Annotated in this window: 9 protein-coding genes; 4 read left to right on the top strand and 5 right to left on the bottom strand. The window is 54.9% G+C overall.

Going from position 1 to position 17,496, the window contains the following annotated elements:
- Nucleotide 1: 1 nt before the first annotated feature.
- From DFER_RS03580 to DFER_RS03560, 5 genes are all read right to left on the bottom strand, one after another.
- Nucleotides 2-622, bottom strand: a complete 621-nt coding sequence (locus DFER_RS03580; RefSeq protein ID WP_015810241.1) for a response regulator transcription factor — start codon at nucleotides 620-622, stop codon at nucleotides 2-4.
- 30 nt (nucleotides 623-652) lie between these two features.
- Nucleotides 653-3,556, bottom strand: coding sequence for a sensor histidine kinase (locus DFER_RS03575; RefSeq protein WP_041734710.1), 2,904 nt, complete (start codon nucleotides 3,554-3,556; stop codon nucleotides 653-655).
- A 183-nt stretch (nucleotides 3,557-3,739) separates the two neighbouring features.
- Nucleotides 3,740-4,114: a hypothetical protein gene (locus tag DFER_RS03570; protein WP_015810239.1), complete on the bottom strand. Its 375-nt coding sequence runs from the start codon at nucleotides 4,112-4,114 to the stop codon at nucleotides 3,740-3,742.
- 67 nt (nucleotides 4,115-4,181) lie between these two features.
- Entirely contained in the window at nucleotides 4,182-4,955 is a 774-nt protein-coding gene (locus DFER_RS03565; RefSeq protein WP_015810238.1) for a hypothetical protein, read from the bottom strand.
- A gap of 137 nt (nucleotides 4,956-5,092) precedes the next feature.
- Nucleotides 5,093-10,444 carry a S8 family serine peptidase gene (locus DFER_RS03560; protein WP_015810237.1) on the bottom strand — a complete coding sequence of 1,784 codons (5,352 nt, stop codon included), beginning with the start codon at nucleotides 10,442-10,444 and terminating at the stop codon, nucleotides 5,093-5,095.
- 317 nt (nucleotides 10,445-10,761) lie between these two features.
- Between DFER_RS03560 and DFER_RS03555 the strand changes: the two genes are divergently transcribed.
- The 4 genes from DFER_RS03555 (at nucleotide 10,762) to DFER_RS03540 (ending at nucleotide 17,489) form a co-directional block, all read left to right on the top strand.
- Nucleotides 10,762-11,952 carry a sensor histidine kinase gene (locus tag DFER_RS03555; RefSeq protein WP_015810236.1) on the top strand — a complete coding sequence of 397 codons (1,191 nt, stop codon included), beginning with the start codon at nucleotides 10,762-10,764 and terminating at the stop codon, nucleotides 11,950-11,952.
- A 72-nt stretch (nucleotides 11,953-12,024) separates the two neighbouring features.
- Nucleotides 12,025-12,606 (top strand): RNA polymerase sigma factor, encoded by a 582-nt coding sequence (locus DFER_RS03550; protein WP_015810235.1) that lies wholly within the window; start codon nucleotides 12,025-12,027, stop codon nucleotides 12,604-12,606.
- 83 nt (nucleotides 12,607-12,689) lie between these two features.
- Nucleotides 12,690-13,874 carry a FecR family protein gene (locus tag DFER_RS03545; RefSeq protein WP_015810234.1) on the top strand — a complete coding sequence of 395 codons (1,185 nt, stop codon included), beginning with the start codon at nucleotides 12,690-12,692 and terminating at the stop codon, nucleotides 13,872-13,874.
- Nucleotides 13,875-14,144: 270 nt separating this feature from the next.
- On the top strand, nucleotides 14,145-17,489 hold the full coding sequence (locus tag DFER_RS03540) for a TonB-dependent receptor (protein WP_229206165.1): 3,345 nt from the start codon (nucleotides 14,145-14,147) through the stop codon (nucleotides 17,487-17,489).
- Nucleotides 17,490-17,496 lie beyond the last annotated feature (7 nt).

Here is a 17,496-nt window from a genome sequence, read left to right as displayed (position 1 = left end):
GCTATCTGAATTTCCGGCTGATGAGCGCGTGCCGGCTATTGACCTGAAGTTTTTCGTAAATGTTCTTGATGTGGTACTTGACGGTTTCCAGCGAAATGTCCATCCGCACCGCCACTTCCTTGTTGGTAAGCCCCTCCTCGATCGCCAGCACGATCTGCGCCTCCCGGGGCGTCAGGTTTTCGGACAATTGCCCGGCATTTTTAGGATTGAAATACTCCACCACCTTCCGCGCGATGCCCGGCGACATGGGTGCGCCGCCTTCGTACAGGGACGTAACCGCCTCCCTGATTTGCGGCAAAGGCGTTTGTTTGAGCAAATAGCCCGTAGCACCATTACACAATGCCTGGAAAATCCGGCTGGCGTCGTCGTAAACGGTGAGCATCATCACGCCGCATTTGGGCGCCCGCCGTTTGATGCGCGATATGCCCTTAATGCCCGACTCGCCCGGCAAGCCGATGTCGGATAATACAATGTCCAGAAAAATCGGGTCGTTCCATTGCTCGAAAAACGACTCAACCGACGGAGCCGATAACAGCACCGAAATGCCCGGCTGGCCTCCCAGGTAATGGTCCAGCATGTGCCTGATCTCATCGTCGTCTTCAATAATGCCCAGTCGTATCATCGTACAAATCTAGCGTGCGGCTTTTTCAGTTTACATCCCTCTTTTGGGTGGTATTTCAAAAACAATGCGAAATGCTCCATTAGAATCGGTCACCGCGAGCTTTCCCCCGACCTTCCCGGCGCGCAGTTCCATGTTTTCGAGCCCGCGCCCGCCCTGCCGGTCGTTCATTAAAACCGGCTTTCCGGGATAGCGGTTGGAAACAATAAGCCGGATCACCGGATCAACGTGCAGTGAAATGTATATCTCCGAACCGTCGCTGTACTTGATGGCGTTGATCAATGCCTCTTTAAAGATCAGGAAGAGGTTTTGCCGGACGGCCTGTGAAACCTTCCCCGACTCTACCTCCGCACCTTCCTCGAACCGGTAACTGAAATCAAGCTCCTCCCGGAGGCGGTATACATAATCCTTCATCCGGATAACGAGGTCTTTCATGGTATCAAACCGCGAGTCGATGGACCATACCATGTCGCTCATCGTCAGCAGGGCCTGCTTACTGGTGTCGGCGATCAGTTCGAGCTGCCTCGGCTGCCTTTCCGGGTCGCCGGCCAGGGCATTGGCCTGAAAAAATATACGGGTAAGCGAACTCCCCACTTCGTCGTGCAGATCTGCGGCAATGCGGTTGCGGATGTCCTGCTCGCGGCGGATTTTGGCAATCCGGCTCCGGTACCAAAGCATTACAATCCCGACGGCACAGCAGGCCAGCAATGCGCGAAACCACCACGTTTGGGAAAAATGCGGTTGCTTGATCACCGTCACTTCGTTCAGTTTATTTTCCAAACCGAGGCTGCGGGTCCGCAAATGGACTGTGTAAGCTCCCGGCGATGGCTCAATGAGTGAAATGAACTGGCCGCGCACGAGCGGTTCCCAATCACTCGCATTGAGCGAATAAGTTACTTCGCTGTTCGCGCGGTAGTTGCCGGGTGTTCCCACATACAATGCCGTAAGACTTTGGTTGTGATCGAGCGAAAGATGCTTCTCGCCGCGGTAGGGCCATGTGTAGTCCCGCGCTCTCTGCCCGGCTTTGCCGGTGGACGTGTGGATCTCCGTCACATAGCTTTCCAGCTGATCATGCTGCCCGAACCAATCCCGGTTCATGTCCAAAACAGTATAACCCATTAACCCTCCCACATATACGCGCCGGCGCGCCTTGTCCACGAAGGACGCGCCCGAGTTCAATTCCGACTGGCTAAGCCCTTCGGCCATTCCAATGCGGCGTACGCGCTGCTGCGCATTCACGAGGTTCAGCCCGTCGGCGGTGCCCAGGACCATTACGTCGCCTACCTTTTCGAGACTGTAAATGAGGTTATTACTCAATCCATTCTCCGTGGTGACGTACTGTGCTTCCCTGCCGTTGTTGTCGATCGCGACCAGGCCCGCACCCTGCGTGGCAATCCAGCGCTTGTCGCCATCGACAATGACCTTGTACACACCCATATTGCCGGATTTAGGATACTGTTTTGTCAGCATTCCCTGGTTCAGTTCAAAAAGGCCGAGGTTCGTGCTCAGCAGCAAATGCCCTTCGGAAAGCTGGTGCATGTGCCTGATCTGCAAATCGAGCGCGTGGGGCGAGCCGCCGGTGAGCTCGTAGCGGTGGAGCTGCCGGCTTTTTTTATTGAGCAGCCAAAGCCCGTTCATCCCGCCGATCAGGAAATCGGTCTTGCTTTCGGCCAGGCACATGACGTAGATCGGCAAATGCGCGGCGTACTTTTCGCGGACATCCGGCGACAGACTGTATTGCAACGGTTCGATCCGCCGCTTCTGCCGGTTAAACACTTTTAGGAAACCGCCCTCGGTGCCTACCAGCAGTTCGTTGGCATTCATCGGCAGCAGGGTGTAGGCGTGCTTCAATTCGGGAAAAACAAATGCCTTTCCACCCGGCTCTACATATCCTGCGCCATTATACGTGCCATAAAAAATGGAACCGTCGGGGTAAACGTGAATGCCCCGCGTGCTCTTGTTAGGGCCGGAATTGACGATATCGAGTTCGGAAAGCCCTTTCGTTTTTGGATAAGCGACAAATATCCCTTCCTCCGTCCCGAGCACAATTTCCCTGTTGAAGATCTTCGCGGCTACCGTCCTGAACTTCCGTTTGGTCGGGATTCGCAGCTTCTGGCGCAGGCGCAATGCCGCGTCCATCACGTACAAGGCGTCGTCCTCGGCGTAAATATGCATGTCGGTTCCTTCTTTCAGCACAAAGTATTTATCGGCCGACAGTTCAAAACCCTGCGGCCGCATTGGCAGCCCGAAACCGTCGTCCAAACGGATATTGACACGCTTCGGAACATCTACAAACAGGGTATCCGCGCAGCCTATCAATGTCCTTACGTAACTGTCTTCGCCCGGCAATTTCCGGATTTGCGTGCGATGGCCGCGCGCGGGGTCGATGGAGAGCAGGCTGCCGCCGGTCGTCCCGACCCAGATTTTACCTTTCCAGATGGTCAGGCCGCGGGGCGATAATTTATTGCTGGATTTCCGGCCAAGTTCGAACAGTTCGTCCACACGCACAAACTCATTTCCCTTCACCAACAGCAAATGCCCGTTTTCATAAGCCACAACGATGGTGCCGTCCGACAGCTCGGTGATCGAAAACACCTCGCGGTGCTCCACCGGCGGCAACAGGGCCGGCGATACCGGCTGCACCTTCCACGTCCTGAGATCGAGGTAACTGAGGTTTGCATTGCCCGCCATCCACAGCCTGTCGCGGCGATCGATGAGGATTCGTTGCGGCATATCGGCGGTAGGGACCTGGTCCGCGATCGTTCGTAGCACGTCGAGCGACCGGTAGCCGTCGTAGCGGTAAATCTCGCCGTTGGTCAGAAACCAGATGAAGCCTTTACTATCCGTCGCCACATCCTTGATCAGCACTTCGTCGCGGTCGGGAAAGAGTTTCAGTTTGGTGATGGTATAATCCTGCGCCGCGGCGGGTTTTAACAAGCATGCCAAACATATTCCGAGAAAAAAGACAGCCGAGCGTAGCCGCCTTATGCCGAAAGGACTCATAACGCGAGAAATCGTTGAGATGTAACTTCCGGTTAAACTAGAAAATTCCGGCAACATTTAATTATTACCGGAATATTTTAGTCAAATCTTATGTAAAACAGGCGGCTTATCCGCGCGTCATTTCCTGGTCAATTCTTTCAGCCGAAAAGGGCCGGGCTGAGCGGTGATCGGCTGGATGCCGTCCATCATGCAATTCTTTTTCAAATCCCCGCTGATGGTGTAGTTGAGTTGGACTGAATCCGCGGAAACGGCCCAGGAAGCATCCGGTTCGCCGCATACCTGAATGACCATCCGGTACTTCTCATTTCCCTGGTTGGTTTGTTCTACCGAAAAATAGCCGTTGCCGACATAGGCCGCATTGGCATTGCGGACGACCAGTGCCGTGGCGCCGTCACAACCGCAATCCGGCTTTTTTTCGTCATCGGAACATGCCAGAACAAATAGCAAGGGTAGCGCGATCAATGCGTTTTGTATGGAAAGAATCTTCTTCATGGGAAATCAGTTAAAGACAATACCAGCTTGTTATCAGACACTTGCATTCGTTTTACTGCACTATACCTTAATAACTGTACCGGATCAATCCCGGCATCATTGCGCACAGCAGCATATTGTGAACCTTGGTTTCCTGCGTGGCCAACCTGCCTTTTTCGTCATAAGTCTTGTGAATTACCGCGAGCAGCTCCGTCGAATTCGGGAGATACTCTTCGATTTGCCGGCGGTTGCCTGAAAACTTGTGGTCAAAAATCCTGGTCACATTGTTGTCGGGATCATACCAGGTTTCCCGGTTCACGACTTTATTGTTATATCCATATTCCACGCGCCGGGATAGCTTGTTGTGGTCGTCAAACCACTTCTGCCCAATCTTTTGGCCATCCCTGTAATCGTACTCAACGGCTCCTGTGAAAAATTTCCCTTCTCCACGCCGGTTGAAATAGGTCTTTTCAAGGGTTAAGAGTCCATTGTGGTAAGTAAATTCCGTTTCATAGTACGGCACCCACCCCGCTACCGCCGCATGCTTGCCATATTGTATCTTTCTGGCAACCATCCCATTTGCACCAAGCACATAGTCGGTATAGGATTGTATTTCCATTTTCCCCGAGGCATTTCTGGCAAAAACTTCGAGTTTAAGGAGTTTGCCTCCGGATGTGTAGGAGTAGCGCTCTTCGTAAGTCGGGTCTTTGCATTGGTCATCATCACAAAACGCCTTCTTCCGCAACGGGGCCTCGTCGTCGTAGGCAATGTGATCGGGGTCTATTCCGAATTCGCGCGAATCGTCGGACTGGCATCCGGCCCAAAGCGGCAAAAGGAGCAAGAGGCGTAGTATTTTTCTCATCGTAATCAGGATTTAGCTTTGAATGCATGACACGTACAACTTACCGTAAGGTTGGAACCGGACTAACAAGTTATTCGACAAATTAGCCATAATCTATGTTTTCTGCGGTGTCCTGAACGAACGAACGCCAATCAGATTCATTCTTTTATCACTTTAAATACACTTTCTCCCTCGTTTGACATCACCTTGATCACGTACAGCCCATTGGCCAGGTCGGGCGAGTCTAGCTTCACTTCGAGGGCCGGCATTGCTTCGCGATATGCCAGTTTCCTGCAAAGCCTGCCATTCTGGTCAATGACTTCGATTTGAATGCGTCCGGTGATCCGGCCCTTCGGTTCGAGCCTGAAAACGCCTTTGGACGGATTCGGAAAAACTTTCCATTCCAGGTCCTGATCAAACGTGACCGCCTTGACGGCCGAATACATGAAGCTGCCATCCGAATCCACCATTTTGAGGCGGTAATAGCGCGTCCCACCAGCAGCCACAGGCTCGTCGAGAAAGGAATACTGGCTGGCCCCACCGGTACCAAGCCCGGCGATCGTGCCGAGGGTTTGGAATGATACCTTTTTAAGATTCTCAGCACCTGCCGCCACCTGCACTTCGAAATGGCTGAAATCCGTTTCCGAGGCCGTAGACCATCGCAGGTTCACGGCCGCACCTTGCTCGGTTATGCGTTTTTCGGCCGTAAAGGCCGCCAGTGTCACAGGCAGTGGCGTTCCGGTCCCGATGTAGCTCTTCGCCAGCCAGAATTCCGAGAAGCTTCTTGTCTCAAATTCCAGGTAATAGCCCCGCCCGAACGGCACTTTGGTGACCTTCTCCGGCGAGAAATACTCCCAGCCTTCGCGCGCGTTGTTGGCCAGGTCGCCGTCCTGCTTATCCCCGGAATATTGCGTGATCGCCAGCTCGTAAACAGACGACGGTTTGGCAATGTCGGGGCGGTCGGTCGCGGTTACCAGCCTTTCGATATCGGCCTCGGGCAGGTAAAGTCGCACGCTTACGGGTGTGTCAAAACTGGTGGGCGAACTGATGACGAAGCTCCGGTCGAGCACCAGCTGGCCCTCGCTCACACGCAAAGGGCCCTCGTGTTTGAAAGATTTCAGACGGATGCCCGAAATATCCTGTCCGCGCGGATGGATGGATGCAACGATGCGGTTCTCATAAATGTAATCGGTCCAGCCATCGCCCGGCGGGCTGTCCGGCGGAAGCTCGAAGGGTACGGAAGCACCATCGTGAATATTATAAATGAGATTATTGTAAATATGAATATCGTCGATTGTAACGCCTTGCCCGCTGCCGGAGCCATTGCTTTTGAACACGAAACGGAGGCGCTGATAGGGTCGGGAGGGCAGCTGCACGGAAAACACCCGCCATTCGGCAGCTACTTTTCCACTCCAATAGCCTTGCCAGTCTTTTTCGTGGTTGTACCAATTGACCCAGTTCATCGTCGAACCCAGGCGATTCCAGCCGTAACCCTCGTTGTATTCGACGTAAAACATATCGCATGCATCGCCATTACAATCCTCCATATCGATTTTAGCACTGAAACTCAGGAAATTGCTATTGGAATAATCGATCTGGAAACAAGGCGAATAGAGATACGACTCTTCATTGTTATTGTAAGCGCCATTCAGGTTCGTTTTCCAGGCGTTTTGGCCGCTGGCTGCGCCCGGGGTTCCGGTACCGGCAGGCGTTCCAAGCTGCCATGAGGAGTTGGTGCCGCTTGTGTACCAGCCGCCATTTCCCGATTCGAAATTTTCGAAATAGGGCGCCACGGTAACGGGTGCATGGGTGAAAAACTCCACTTGCATCGTGTCGTTGGTCCGGTTCACATCCATCGCCTTCTCGCACCAGATTTTCACCACATGTTTTCCCGGCTGAAAGGCGGCAATGGGGTAATAAAAGCCATACTCGACCACACTGTCCTTCTTCACCACCGCCAGTCCGCGCTCAATCACTTCTCCGTCCATCGACATCTTGATGGGCACAGCGTAGCAATCGTCGCTCCCATTGTTTTTGATCTTTGCCGTAATGTTCGGGGAGCTGAGGTATTCACAGTACGAAATGGAGGGGGCATCCACGCTCGTCACAGCCAGATCACTCGTGGTTTTGAATAGCCGGATATTGTCGATGACCGTGCCTTCGGCCGGGTATGAAGCCATGGCCTCGTTTCCCCACCTTGCCTGAAACTCCGAGGAAAGCTGCTGCCCGTTCGAGCGGAGCAAGCCGGTCACGTCCACCAGCGTCAGTTTGAAGTCTTTATCCACATCGCCGTAACCTCCGTATTGCAAGACATTGACATAAATCCACGGATCGCTGCTGCGTCCGCGAATGTATAGCCTGTTGTAATCGGCACGGGTGTAGAAATAGCCAGGAGGATGCCTGAAACTCAGCCATATCTCATCATTTTGCGTGTTGTAATCCGAGAGGTTGAAAGTCCCTTCCAGGTAGCTCCGCGCCGGAGACGTCGTGAGCGCCACCAGGCCGTCGAGCACAAATGCGCGCTGCGACGAATAAGCCGCTCCCGGTACGACGGTCCGCAGCCGTGCAAAGCCGGTGAGGTTAGTAAAATCAAACTGCTCCGCGCCCGGAATGCCGAATGTAGAAGCCTGCCCATTGAATGCAGCAACGGATTCGACATCCTGCAAATAGGGCAACACCACCTTGGGATTCGGAATCTGCCGGAGTTTCACCAACAGCGTGTCATTGGCTGGAACGGGATCGCCGGCCAGGCGCACAGCCACGTGCAAAGTGGCGTCGCTCACCGAAGCGAGGTTCACACGCTGCTGAAAAGTATAGTCGATCGTGCCAACCGCCGGCACTGGGCTGTTCACCTGCTCCCAATGCATGGCGCCGCCCAGCGAATACCCCACCTCGAATGGCTGCGACTGCGGCTGATCGTCCAGGTTTTTAATGCGGACCGTAATGGCTTGCTCGGCCGAATAGGCTGCCGACGTGAGTTGCCTCACGTTCGGCAATGGCGCCACAACGGCTTCCATTTTGAGGTCCTTATCCGAAATCGTACCCTGACAGGTGCCGCTGTCGGGTTTCCGGATCAATGCGGCGGACCGGCGGCCGGGCACCTGGTCCTTCCGCGCCCGCACCGAAATGTAGTAGGTGGAGTCTTTGGACAAGGATGCCAATGTATATTTCAAACCCGTCGTAATCCCGGCAGACCTCATTTCATCTCCGGTCGACAGCATCACTTCATAGTCGGCGGCACCGCTCACCGCTGCCCATTGCAGGGCAATATATCCCTCACATTGCACACTTTGCAGCGTAACCGTCGGCACACCCAGCACTGCAAATGAACCGCTCGTGCTCGTCAATGCGGTTCCATTGCGCATTACCCTCACTTTGGCCGTGCTTGTGGAGCCGTCGGGCACCGTCCAGGCCAGGTGTCGCTGGTCCGCGGCTACGTTGGCGTTGATCGTCGTCCAGGTACTGCCGTTATTCAGCGAATACGCCACGTTGAATGTACTCAGCGCATCGCCGTGCGAATCCCAGCAGATGTTAACCGCATCGCCCTTGGTCAGCCTATCGCCAGCCAGCGGATAGGTAACCGTTAACGAAGGCTCAATGATATCATACACCACGAAATACTCCTGCACGCCCTGGGGAATGCGCGTAGCCGAGATGTTCACCACGTAGGTACCCGCCGCAGGGGCATCGAGCACGATCTGCTCCATGTTATTGACCGAGTCGATACCGGCAACTGCCGCGGCCGTGGGTGCCGACAAGGATGGAAAGCTGGGAAGGGCGGTCGTGTTGCCGGGCCTGGTCATGGTCAGATCCAGGTTGTTCACCAGCGTTGCGCCCCCGCTGAGCAGCGAAGGGGCCGGGTCGTTCCAATACAGCATGACTTTGAGCCTGGCGGTATTGGCCGGCACGACGATCTGATGCGTGTTGCTGGCTGTATGGGCCAGTTGCCCTTTGAAATATTGATTTTTATCGAGCATCGTCACCGAGCGCAGCAGGTTCATCATCCCGAAACCGTGGCTGTAATCGGGCCCGGGCAAGCCCTGGTCGTTGGCCCCGTTGCAGAGGAGGGCTTTCACCAATGCATTCTCGGGATTGCGCTCCTGGTGCAGCTGGCGGTACCGCTGAACGAGCAGCGCCGCCCCGCCCGTAACGGCCGGCGTGGCCATACTCGTGCCCGACCCGGCCTGGTACCCATTGTTCTGAACAGCCGACGTAATGGAGCCGCCCGGGGCAATGATTTCGGGCTTGATGCGCCCGTCGGCCGTTGGCCCCTTGGACGATGCCGTGGCGATGATGCCGGTAGCCAGCGTTCTGCCGACGGAAAGAACGTTTTTTGCGGACTGATAATCGCCGAGCACCGTGCCCAGGCCGGCCGGTAACCCCAGCTCCTGGCAGTTCGACTCGGCTCCGCTGTTGCCTGCGGCAAATACATGCAGCAAATTCGGAAACTGAAACGCCTGCTCATCGAGCACAGCCGAACCGTCGCCGTAAAGGCCCATCATGGTGCAACCGCCCCAGCCGATGTAGGTATTGCTGGTCACCACCATCCCATAGTCGCGGATGAGCGACGCGGGGTCCTCCCAGATTCGCGCCCGCGGCCGCACCACGATTTTCGCTTTGGGTGCATACCCGCGGTATTTTTCATTCAGCAATCCCGAACCGGCGGCAGTGCCGCCCACATGAATGCCGTGCCACTCGTTAGCCATCGGCACGAAGCTGATCACCCGCTTGCCGATATCCGGGTGGTGCATCGGGTTGGAATCGTCCCCGAGGCCTATCACCACGCCTTCACCGGCCAGCTTGTAGCCGAGCAGCGCGCCCGAGCCCAGCACGTTGGCTTTGGTACCGGCCACGCTCCGGTCGTTCAGCATCGCCGATGGCTCGGCCACCGGGACAATGTATTGTACCCACGGAAACGCTGCCAGCCGCCGCACACCGTCCTCGGGAATCCGCACGTCGATGACCTGGTAAGCCTTCAAGCCATCGTAAATCACTTCGAAGCCCGCCTGGTTCAGGTCGCGGACGACGTCGTTGTTTGGGAATGGTTTGGCAAAACTCAATCTTACATCCATTTTCCCCGCGGCATTCCGGGCGTGGGCGGGTACAGCCCCTGCGAGCAATGCAGGCTGCACGATATCTTCCGGCCCGGGCTTATAGATCGCCCGCACACCCAGGTGTTTCAAGGCCTTTCCGCTCGGCGCCCCGGAAACCACCGCCGTATAGGCATGATCGGGCACATAATCGAGCAAAGTGATCCCCTCGGCCAGCAACCTCGAACGGGTGGCTTCGTCGGGGATCTTGTTAAACTGGACAATCACCAGCGAACGCTGCTGGCCTACCTGATGCTGCCGCGCCTGGGCAGGTACAATCCGGTCGGGAATGCTGTCGGGGAGCGTGAGCGTCCTGTTTTTCAGAAACAGCCGGAGCTGCGCCCGGCGTTGCGCATGGGTTTGTGTAGAAAAAAATAATAGCAGTAGTAGTAAACAAGCTATTTGTTTGCTGGAAATCATGTAGAAATAAATAACCGATAGTAAAGGGATTTGCTAAAATAGTTAATAAAAGAATATTGCCTGCCCTTCCCTACCGTCCCGGCCTGCCTTTAATCATCGAAGTAACTCGCATGCCCTGTTTACACCATACGAAACCTTTGAAATTGCCCAGGCTGTTGTAACTTTACATATCCTTAGCGATGTGCCGGTCAGGTATCGCGGATGTTTAACCCAGCCACATTTTGAACCAGATTATCCCTCCCAGTTTAACAAGCCTCTGGCAACGGCTTCAAGGTCCGAGTGAGGTATTTACCTTACAGAACCGAATTTTTCATTTCATGTGCGTCGCCACGCTGGTAGTGATGGGGTATGTGCTGATATTCAGTCTGGCGATGGGAATGATCACCTATGCCTGGCTCACAGCCGCGCTCATCCCGCTGCAATTGTTGTTATATTACCTCTCCCGCGTGAAAGGACTTACCACCCTGTCGCCGGCCATTTATTCTGTGCTTTTCCACCTGTTTTTTGTCGTGAGCTATCGCGTGAGTGCGGGCATTACGGGCTCCACGCTGCTATCGCTAACGCTAGTCTATTTCTGCTCGCTCGTGATCGCGTCCCCGCGGGCGTACCTGCCGCTCACGGTGATCAACCTGGGCACGGTGGCCGCATTGCTCCTGCTCGAATACCGCAACCCGACATTTGTCCTCACCTCCTACGCGAGCCGGGAAGAGCATTTTATCGACATCGCCTCCACCTATGCCGTCACGGTCATCACATCATTGATCGGCCTCGGGTACATTATCAGCAATTACCGGAAGGAGAAAGACAATGCCGAAGAACGGGCGCTGCTGCTCGACGTCCTGCATGATGAAAAAGCCAGGCTGATCGCCGTGATATCCCACGATTTCAACACGCCGCTCATTTCCGTTAAAAAATACCTTGATATCCTGGGGAGTTTCGAGCTCACCGCTGCCGAGCGGCAAATGCTGGAATCCGAGCTCCGGCAATCCGTCGTGAACACGCAGAATTTGCTGATGAACCTGCTGGATATGACTAAATCAAATGACAGAATACGGCACCGCAGCACATCTTTCAATCCGCTGGATGCGATTGAGGACACCCTGAAAGTGTACCAGGACATCGCCCGGGAAAAGGGCGTTCTGTTTGAGCCCGAAATACCGGACTCGCTCACGCTCAAAGGCAACCCGCACCTCTTCAACATCGTGATCCGCAACCTGATCAACAATGCAGTGCGCGCCTGCAAGGCTTCGGACCGCGTCCGCCTGACGCACGAATACCACGGCAACTGTCACCAGTTCAGCGTGAGCGACACCGGCCCCGGCCTTTCCGAAATTGCTGAGAAGGAAATTATGGAAGGCTGGCAGGACCATTCCATGCAAAGCCTGCGCTCTGGCGGCCTGGGCCTGATACTCGCCAAAAAATACGCCGGGGCGCTCGGGGGAGAACTGGCATATACCACCGAAATCGGCAAGGGAACCGTGTTCTCCCTCACCATTCCGATCGGATAATTTACTATGCCGCCGTAGCACGCGAGGGCATCCCATGTAATTATTTTATTATATATTTGTCTTTTAACGATTATGGACAATTATCAGGGATGTACCGACTCAGCGTTGCTGGCGCTCATCGCCGAGGGTGACGAGCTGGCATTTGCGGAAGTGTACCGCCGCTACAAAGGCGTTCTGTTCCTGCATGCGCGGCGCATTCTCGGCAATGATGAAGAAGGAAAAGACGTTTTGCAGGAGCTTTTCACCACGCTCTGGACCCGGCGGACTTCCATTGATCTCAAAACGAACCTCTGCGCCTACCTGTACGCCTCCGTGCGCAACCGGGTATTCGATATCATCGCGCACCGCAAAGTGGAGGCCAGATACATCGCCTCATTGGCCGCATTCATCGAACAAGGCGAGTACGTAACCGACCAGCAGGTGCAGGAGAAGGAGCTGCGGGAGCTGATCGAGCAGGAAATTGCATTGCTCCCCCCGAAAATGCGGGAAGTATTTGAGCTGAGCCGCAAGGAAGAATTATCCTACAAAGAGATCGCCGATCAGCTGCATATTTCGGACAAAACCGTTAAAAAACAGGTCAATAATGCGCTCCACATTCTTCGGGAGAAGCTCGATACCGTGTTCACTTCAATGGCCTGCTTCCTCTTTTTTTAATTTTTTCAACTTTTTTTGACATTCTTCTACTACCAAAGCCCCGGTTGGCCGTCATTACACCATAACCAGCCAAATCAGCAGACATGGAACTGTCGAAAGCCCGGGAGTTAATCCAAAAGTACAAGGACGGCACGCTCACGCCGACAGAAAAATCCATTCTCGAAAGCTGGTACCTCGACCTCGCCAGATCAGAAACGACGCCCATTGACGCCGAAACGCTCGAATCGCATTTGGACGAGGTCTGGAATGCATTGCCTGTTCACCCGAAACCCGAGGTAAAACCGGGGAGCACGATACCCCTGTACCGCCGCATCGCCGCCGCGGCATCGGTGATCCTCGTCCTGGGTGCGGGTGCCTATTTCTTTTACGCAGGCCAAGAGGATGCCGCTCCGGTGGCCGAAGCCGTCGCCCCTGCCGACGTTGCGCCTGGCGAAAGCAAAGCGGTGCTCACGCTGGCCGACGGCGCCGAAATTGTGCTGGACAGCATTGTAAACGGCCAGCTCGCGAAAGAAGGCAACACGAGCATTGTAAAAACCAACCCCGGCGAGATCATGTACAAACCTTCCGGCACCACCGGCCCGGCCGCCGCATTGACTTATAACACAATCACCACGCCGAAGGCCGGGCAGTTTCAGGTGAGGCTGCCCGACGGGACGAAAGTATGGCTCAATGCCGAGTCGTCTGTCCGCTTCCCTACCGCTTTCACCGGCCGCGAACGGGTGGTCGAAATCATGGGTGAAGTGTATTTTGAAGTAGCCAAAATGACGGTGGGCCAGCGGAAAGTGCCTTTTAAAGTATTGGCAGGCAAGCAAATGGTGGAAGTGTTGGGCACGCGGTTCAATATCAACAGCTACCAGGATGAAGGAATAATCAAAACCACATTGCTCGAAGGCAGCATTCAAGTACGCGAATCGGGCAATGCGAATGGCGGCGTGCTCCTCCGCCCCGGCCAGCAAGCCGAACTGGCGGCGGCCGGCAAGGCCCGTACGGACGGTAAAAAGGGCTTCGATGTGAAAACGGTGAATGCCGGCGCGGTGGTGGCCTGGAAAGACGGCTACTTCCGGTTCGACAACGTGGGACTGCCGGAACTGATGCGGCAGCTCGCTCGCTGGTACGACATGGACGTAGTGTACCGCGCGCCTGCGGGAGAGCATGAGTTTGTAGGGCAGATCGCGCGAAGTGCGCCGCTATCCAAAGTGTTGAAAATACTCGAAATGGGCGATGTGCATTTCCGTGTGGAAGGCAAAACCATTATCGTAACCGAATAAAATACCATTGAATCACCTAAACCCTACCCTTATGCCAATGGAATAACCCCCTCTCCGCTGGGTTCCATAAACAAAGAAGCCGTTTCAGATGCGACCTGAAACGGCTGGTGGCCGGAATCCCAAACCTCCCTGCGCCAGGAGCGCTCAGGTGGGTTGCATTGTTGTCTAAAACATTTCTCAATTCCAAACCTGGTCAAAAATATGCAAATTTTTGTACATGGGAAAACTGCGTGTATACGTATGCGTTATTTCCGTAAAATATTATTGGTGATGAAATTGACGGCCTTAATACTTACGATGGTATGCCTTCATGTATCAGCAGCCAGCTTTTCGCAGAAAGTCAGCATGGCGGTACGGAACAAACCGCTGGCGGCCGTGTTCGCCGACATTCAACAGCAAACGGGCTACCAGTTCTTTTACGACAACAAAGTCGTGAAAAAAGGCAACAAGGTGACAGTCGACATCCGCTCGGGGTCGATTGTGGAAGTGATGGATGCCGTGATGAAAGGCCAGCCGCTCACTTACAGCATTATCGACAAAACGGTCGTCATCAAACGGAAGCCCGAAACAGGCCGTGATACCCGGCCGGAAAGCAATGCAGGGAATGCAGAAATGAAAGCTGTACTTCCGGCCAGTCAACCCGAAAAACGGCTGGAAACGCTGCTGCTACGCGGCCCGGCCGAATACCAGAAAGCCGACCTGGGCATCACCGGCAAGGTGACCGACGACAAGGGCGAAGGCCTGCCCGGCGTGAGCGTGATCCTGAAAGGCACCCAGCGCGGCACCACGTCCGATGTGGATGGGTCGTTCCGGATAGACGTGCCGGACAAGGGTTCGGTGCTCATATTCAGCTTTGTAGGCTATGTATCTAAAGAAGTGACCGTCGGCCCGGAAGCGACGCTCACGGTAACGCTCCAGACCGATAACCGGAGCCTGGAAGAGGTCGTAGTGGTGGGCTACGGCACCGTCAAAAAGAGCGACCTGACGGGCTCGCTGTCGCAGGTGAAAGCAAAGGAGCTGAACGCCTACCCGGCCACCAACGTGTTGCAGGCACTTTCGGGACGTGCCGCAGGCGTGCAGGTATTGCAAAACAACGGCTCGCCGGGAAGCGGTGTGAGCGTGCGCATCCGGGGGACCAATTCGGTGAACGGGGGCAATGAGCCGCTGTATGTGGTGGATGGCTTCCCGATCAACGGCAGCAACCCCACGATCCTGAACAATGCGGATATTGAAAGTATGGAAATACTGAAAGACGCGTCGGCCACGGCCATTTACGGCTCGCGCGGCGCCAACGGCGTGGTGCTCATCACAACCAAACAAGGCAAGGCAGGCAAAACCCGCGTCGATTTCGAGACCAGTTACAGCATTCAAAAGCTGCGCAAAAGGTTGGACATGATGAATGCGACCGAATACGCAACCTTTTACAACGAGCAAGCCGCGAACGACAAGCTGAACCCCTATTTCACGCAGGCGCAGATCGACGCGATGGGCGCAGGCTACGATTGGCAGGACCTGATTTTCCGCACGGCCGCCATGAAATCGACAGCGCTCAGTGTGAGCGGGGGAAACGATAAAACCAACTTTTCCTTGTCGGGAAGCACCTTCAACCAGGATGGGATCATCAAAGGAAGCGATTACAACCGGTACTCCATCCGCGCGAATATCAACCATACGATCAGCAAGATGTTCAGCGTCAACTTCTCGGGAACGCTGAGCCGGCTCGTTACGGCGCGCAAGGACAGCGAAGGCGGCGGCCGCGGCACATCCATGATCTCCTCGGCCATCGGCGCGCCGCCGTCGCTCACGCCCTACAATGAAGACGGCATTTACAGAATCCTCGCCACCGCCTACCCGTTCGTGGCCACGGACCTGATCAACCCGATCAACTTCATTAACGAACAAAATGAGAAGACCAGGGCCAACGTGGCGCTCCTGAATGCTGCCCTGGTCTTCAAGCCCATCGAGGACATTACTATTAAAATCGCCGGTGGATTGGAGAACCGCGACGACCGGACGGATAGATATACGACTACCCGGTTTGTCCGGTCCAATGGCTCTGCTTCGGTGAATACCGGCCAGTTTACGAGCTTTCTGAGTGAAAACACCGTGAGCTATAACAAGACGATTGCCGACAAGCACAGCGTTTCGGCCGTAGCCGGGTTCACCTACCAGGACTTCACCTCCACCGCGCTGTCGGCCAGCGGCGTGGGCTTTTTGAGCAATACCACCGAAACCTACGACCTCAGATCCGCGGCCACGCCCGGCATTCCGACCTCGGATTATTCCAAATCCGTGCTCCTCTCCTACCTGGCGAGGCTGAACTACGCATTCGACAGCAAATACCTGGCGACCGTCAGCTTGCGGCGCGACGGTTCCTCCAAATACAGCGAGGGTGATAAATGGGGCTACTTCCCGTCGGCCGCGCTCGCCTGGCGGGTTTCCAATGAGGATTTTCTCAAAAACAACACGGTTATCTCCGATCTGAAAGCCCGCGCAAGCTGGGGGCTGACCGGCAGCCAGGCAATCAGCGCGTACGCCACGCTGAACCAGCTCGATGCCGGAAAAACCACATTCGGCGACGCGCTGTACAGCACCTACACGCCCGGGACGAAACTGCCGGGCAACCTGAAATGGGAAACGACCGAACAAAAGGATTTTGGGATTGACCTCGGTTTATTCAAAAACAGGCTCATTGTTGCGGTCGATTATTATGTCAAAAACACGAGGGACCTGCTCAACACCGTCACGCTGCCCGCTTCACTCGGGTACACCACGACAATCCGTAACATCGGAGAAGTACAAAACAAGGGATTCGAACTCGGGCTGGATGGCCGCATTCTCACGGGTGCATTCAAGTGGGATTTGAATGCGAATATTTCGCTGAACCGCAACAAGGTTTTGAAACTCAATGACGGACAGGATATCCTCGGCGGCACGGTGAACGTGGTGGTGATCAACGACGTGACCAACATCCTGCGCGAAGGAAGGCCCATCGGACAGTTTTGGGGCTACATGGAAGACGGGTACGACGAGAAGGGAAAAATCAGGTACCAGGATACCGACGGCGACGGAAGTATTACCATCAAGGACAAAACCTACATCGGCAATCCTAACCCGGATTTCATTTACGGCATCAACTCCAATATGTCCTACAAGAACTTCGACCTGACGTTTTTTATCCAGGGCGTGAGTGGCAATGATATGTTCAATGCAAGCGGCATGAGCAGCACCATCGACTACGGATTTGGCCTGAATATGCCGAAAGAGGTTTACCAGAACCACTGGACGCCTTCCAACACCAACGCCAAATATCCGCTGATCAGCAACAGCGTGAATGCGCGGGTATCCAACCGCTACATCGAGGACGGCTCCTACCTGCGCCTGAAAAACATCCAGCTGGCCTACAACTTCCCCCTGCAAAAATGGGGCGTCAAATGGATCAGTCATGCGCAGCTGTACGCAAGTGCGCAAAACATCCTCACACTCACCAAATACTCCTGGTGGGACCCCGAAGTGAACTCGCGCGGAGGCAGTAACTCCATCCAGCAGGGCATCGACTTTTACAGCTACCCGATCGCCAAGTCAGTCACATTCGGTTTGCGGGTCGGTTTTTAATGGCCTG

Source organism: Dyadobacter fermentans DSM 18053, from assembly GCF_000023125.1.
Lineage (GTDB): Bacteria > Bacteroidota > Bacteroidia > Cytophagales > Spirosomataceae > Dyadobacter > Dyadobacter fermentans.
This window is presented reverse-complemented; position numbering and strand designations above follow the sequence as displayed.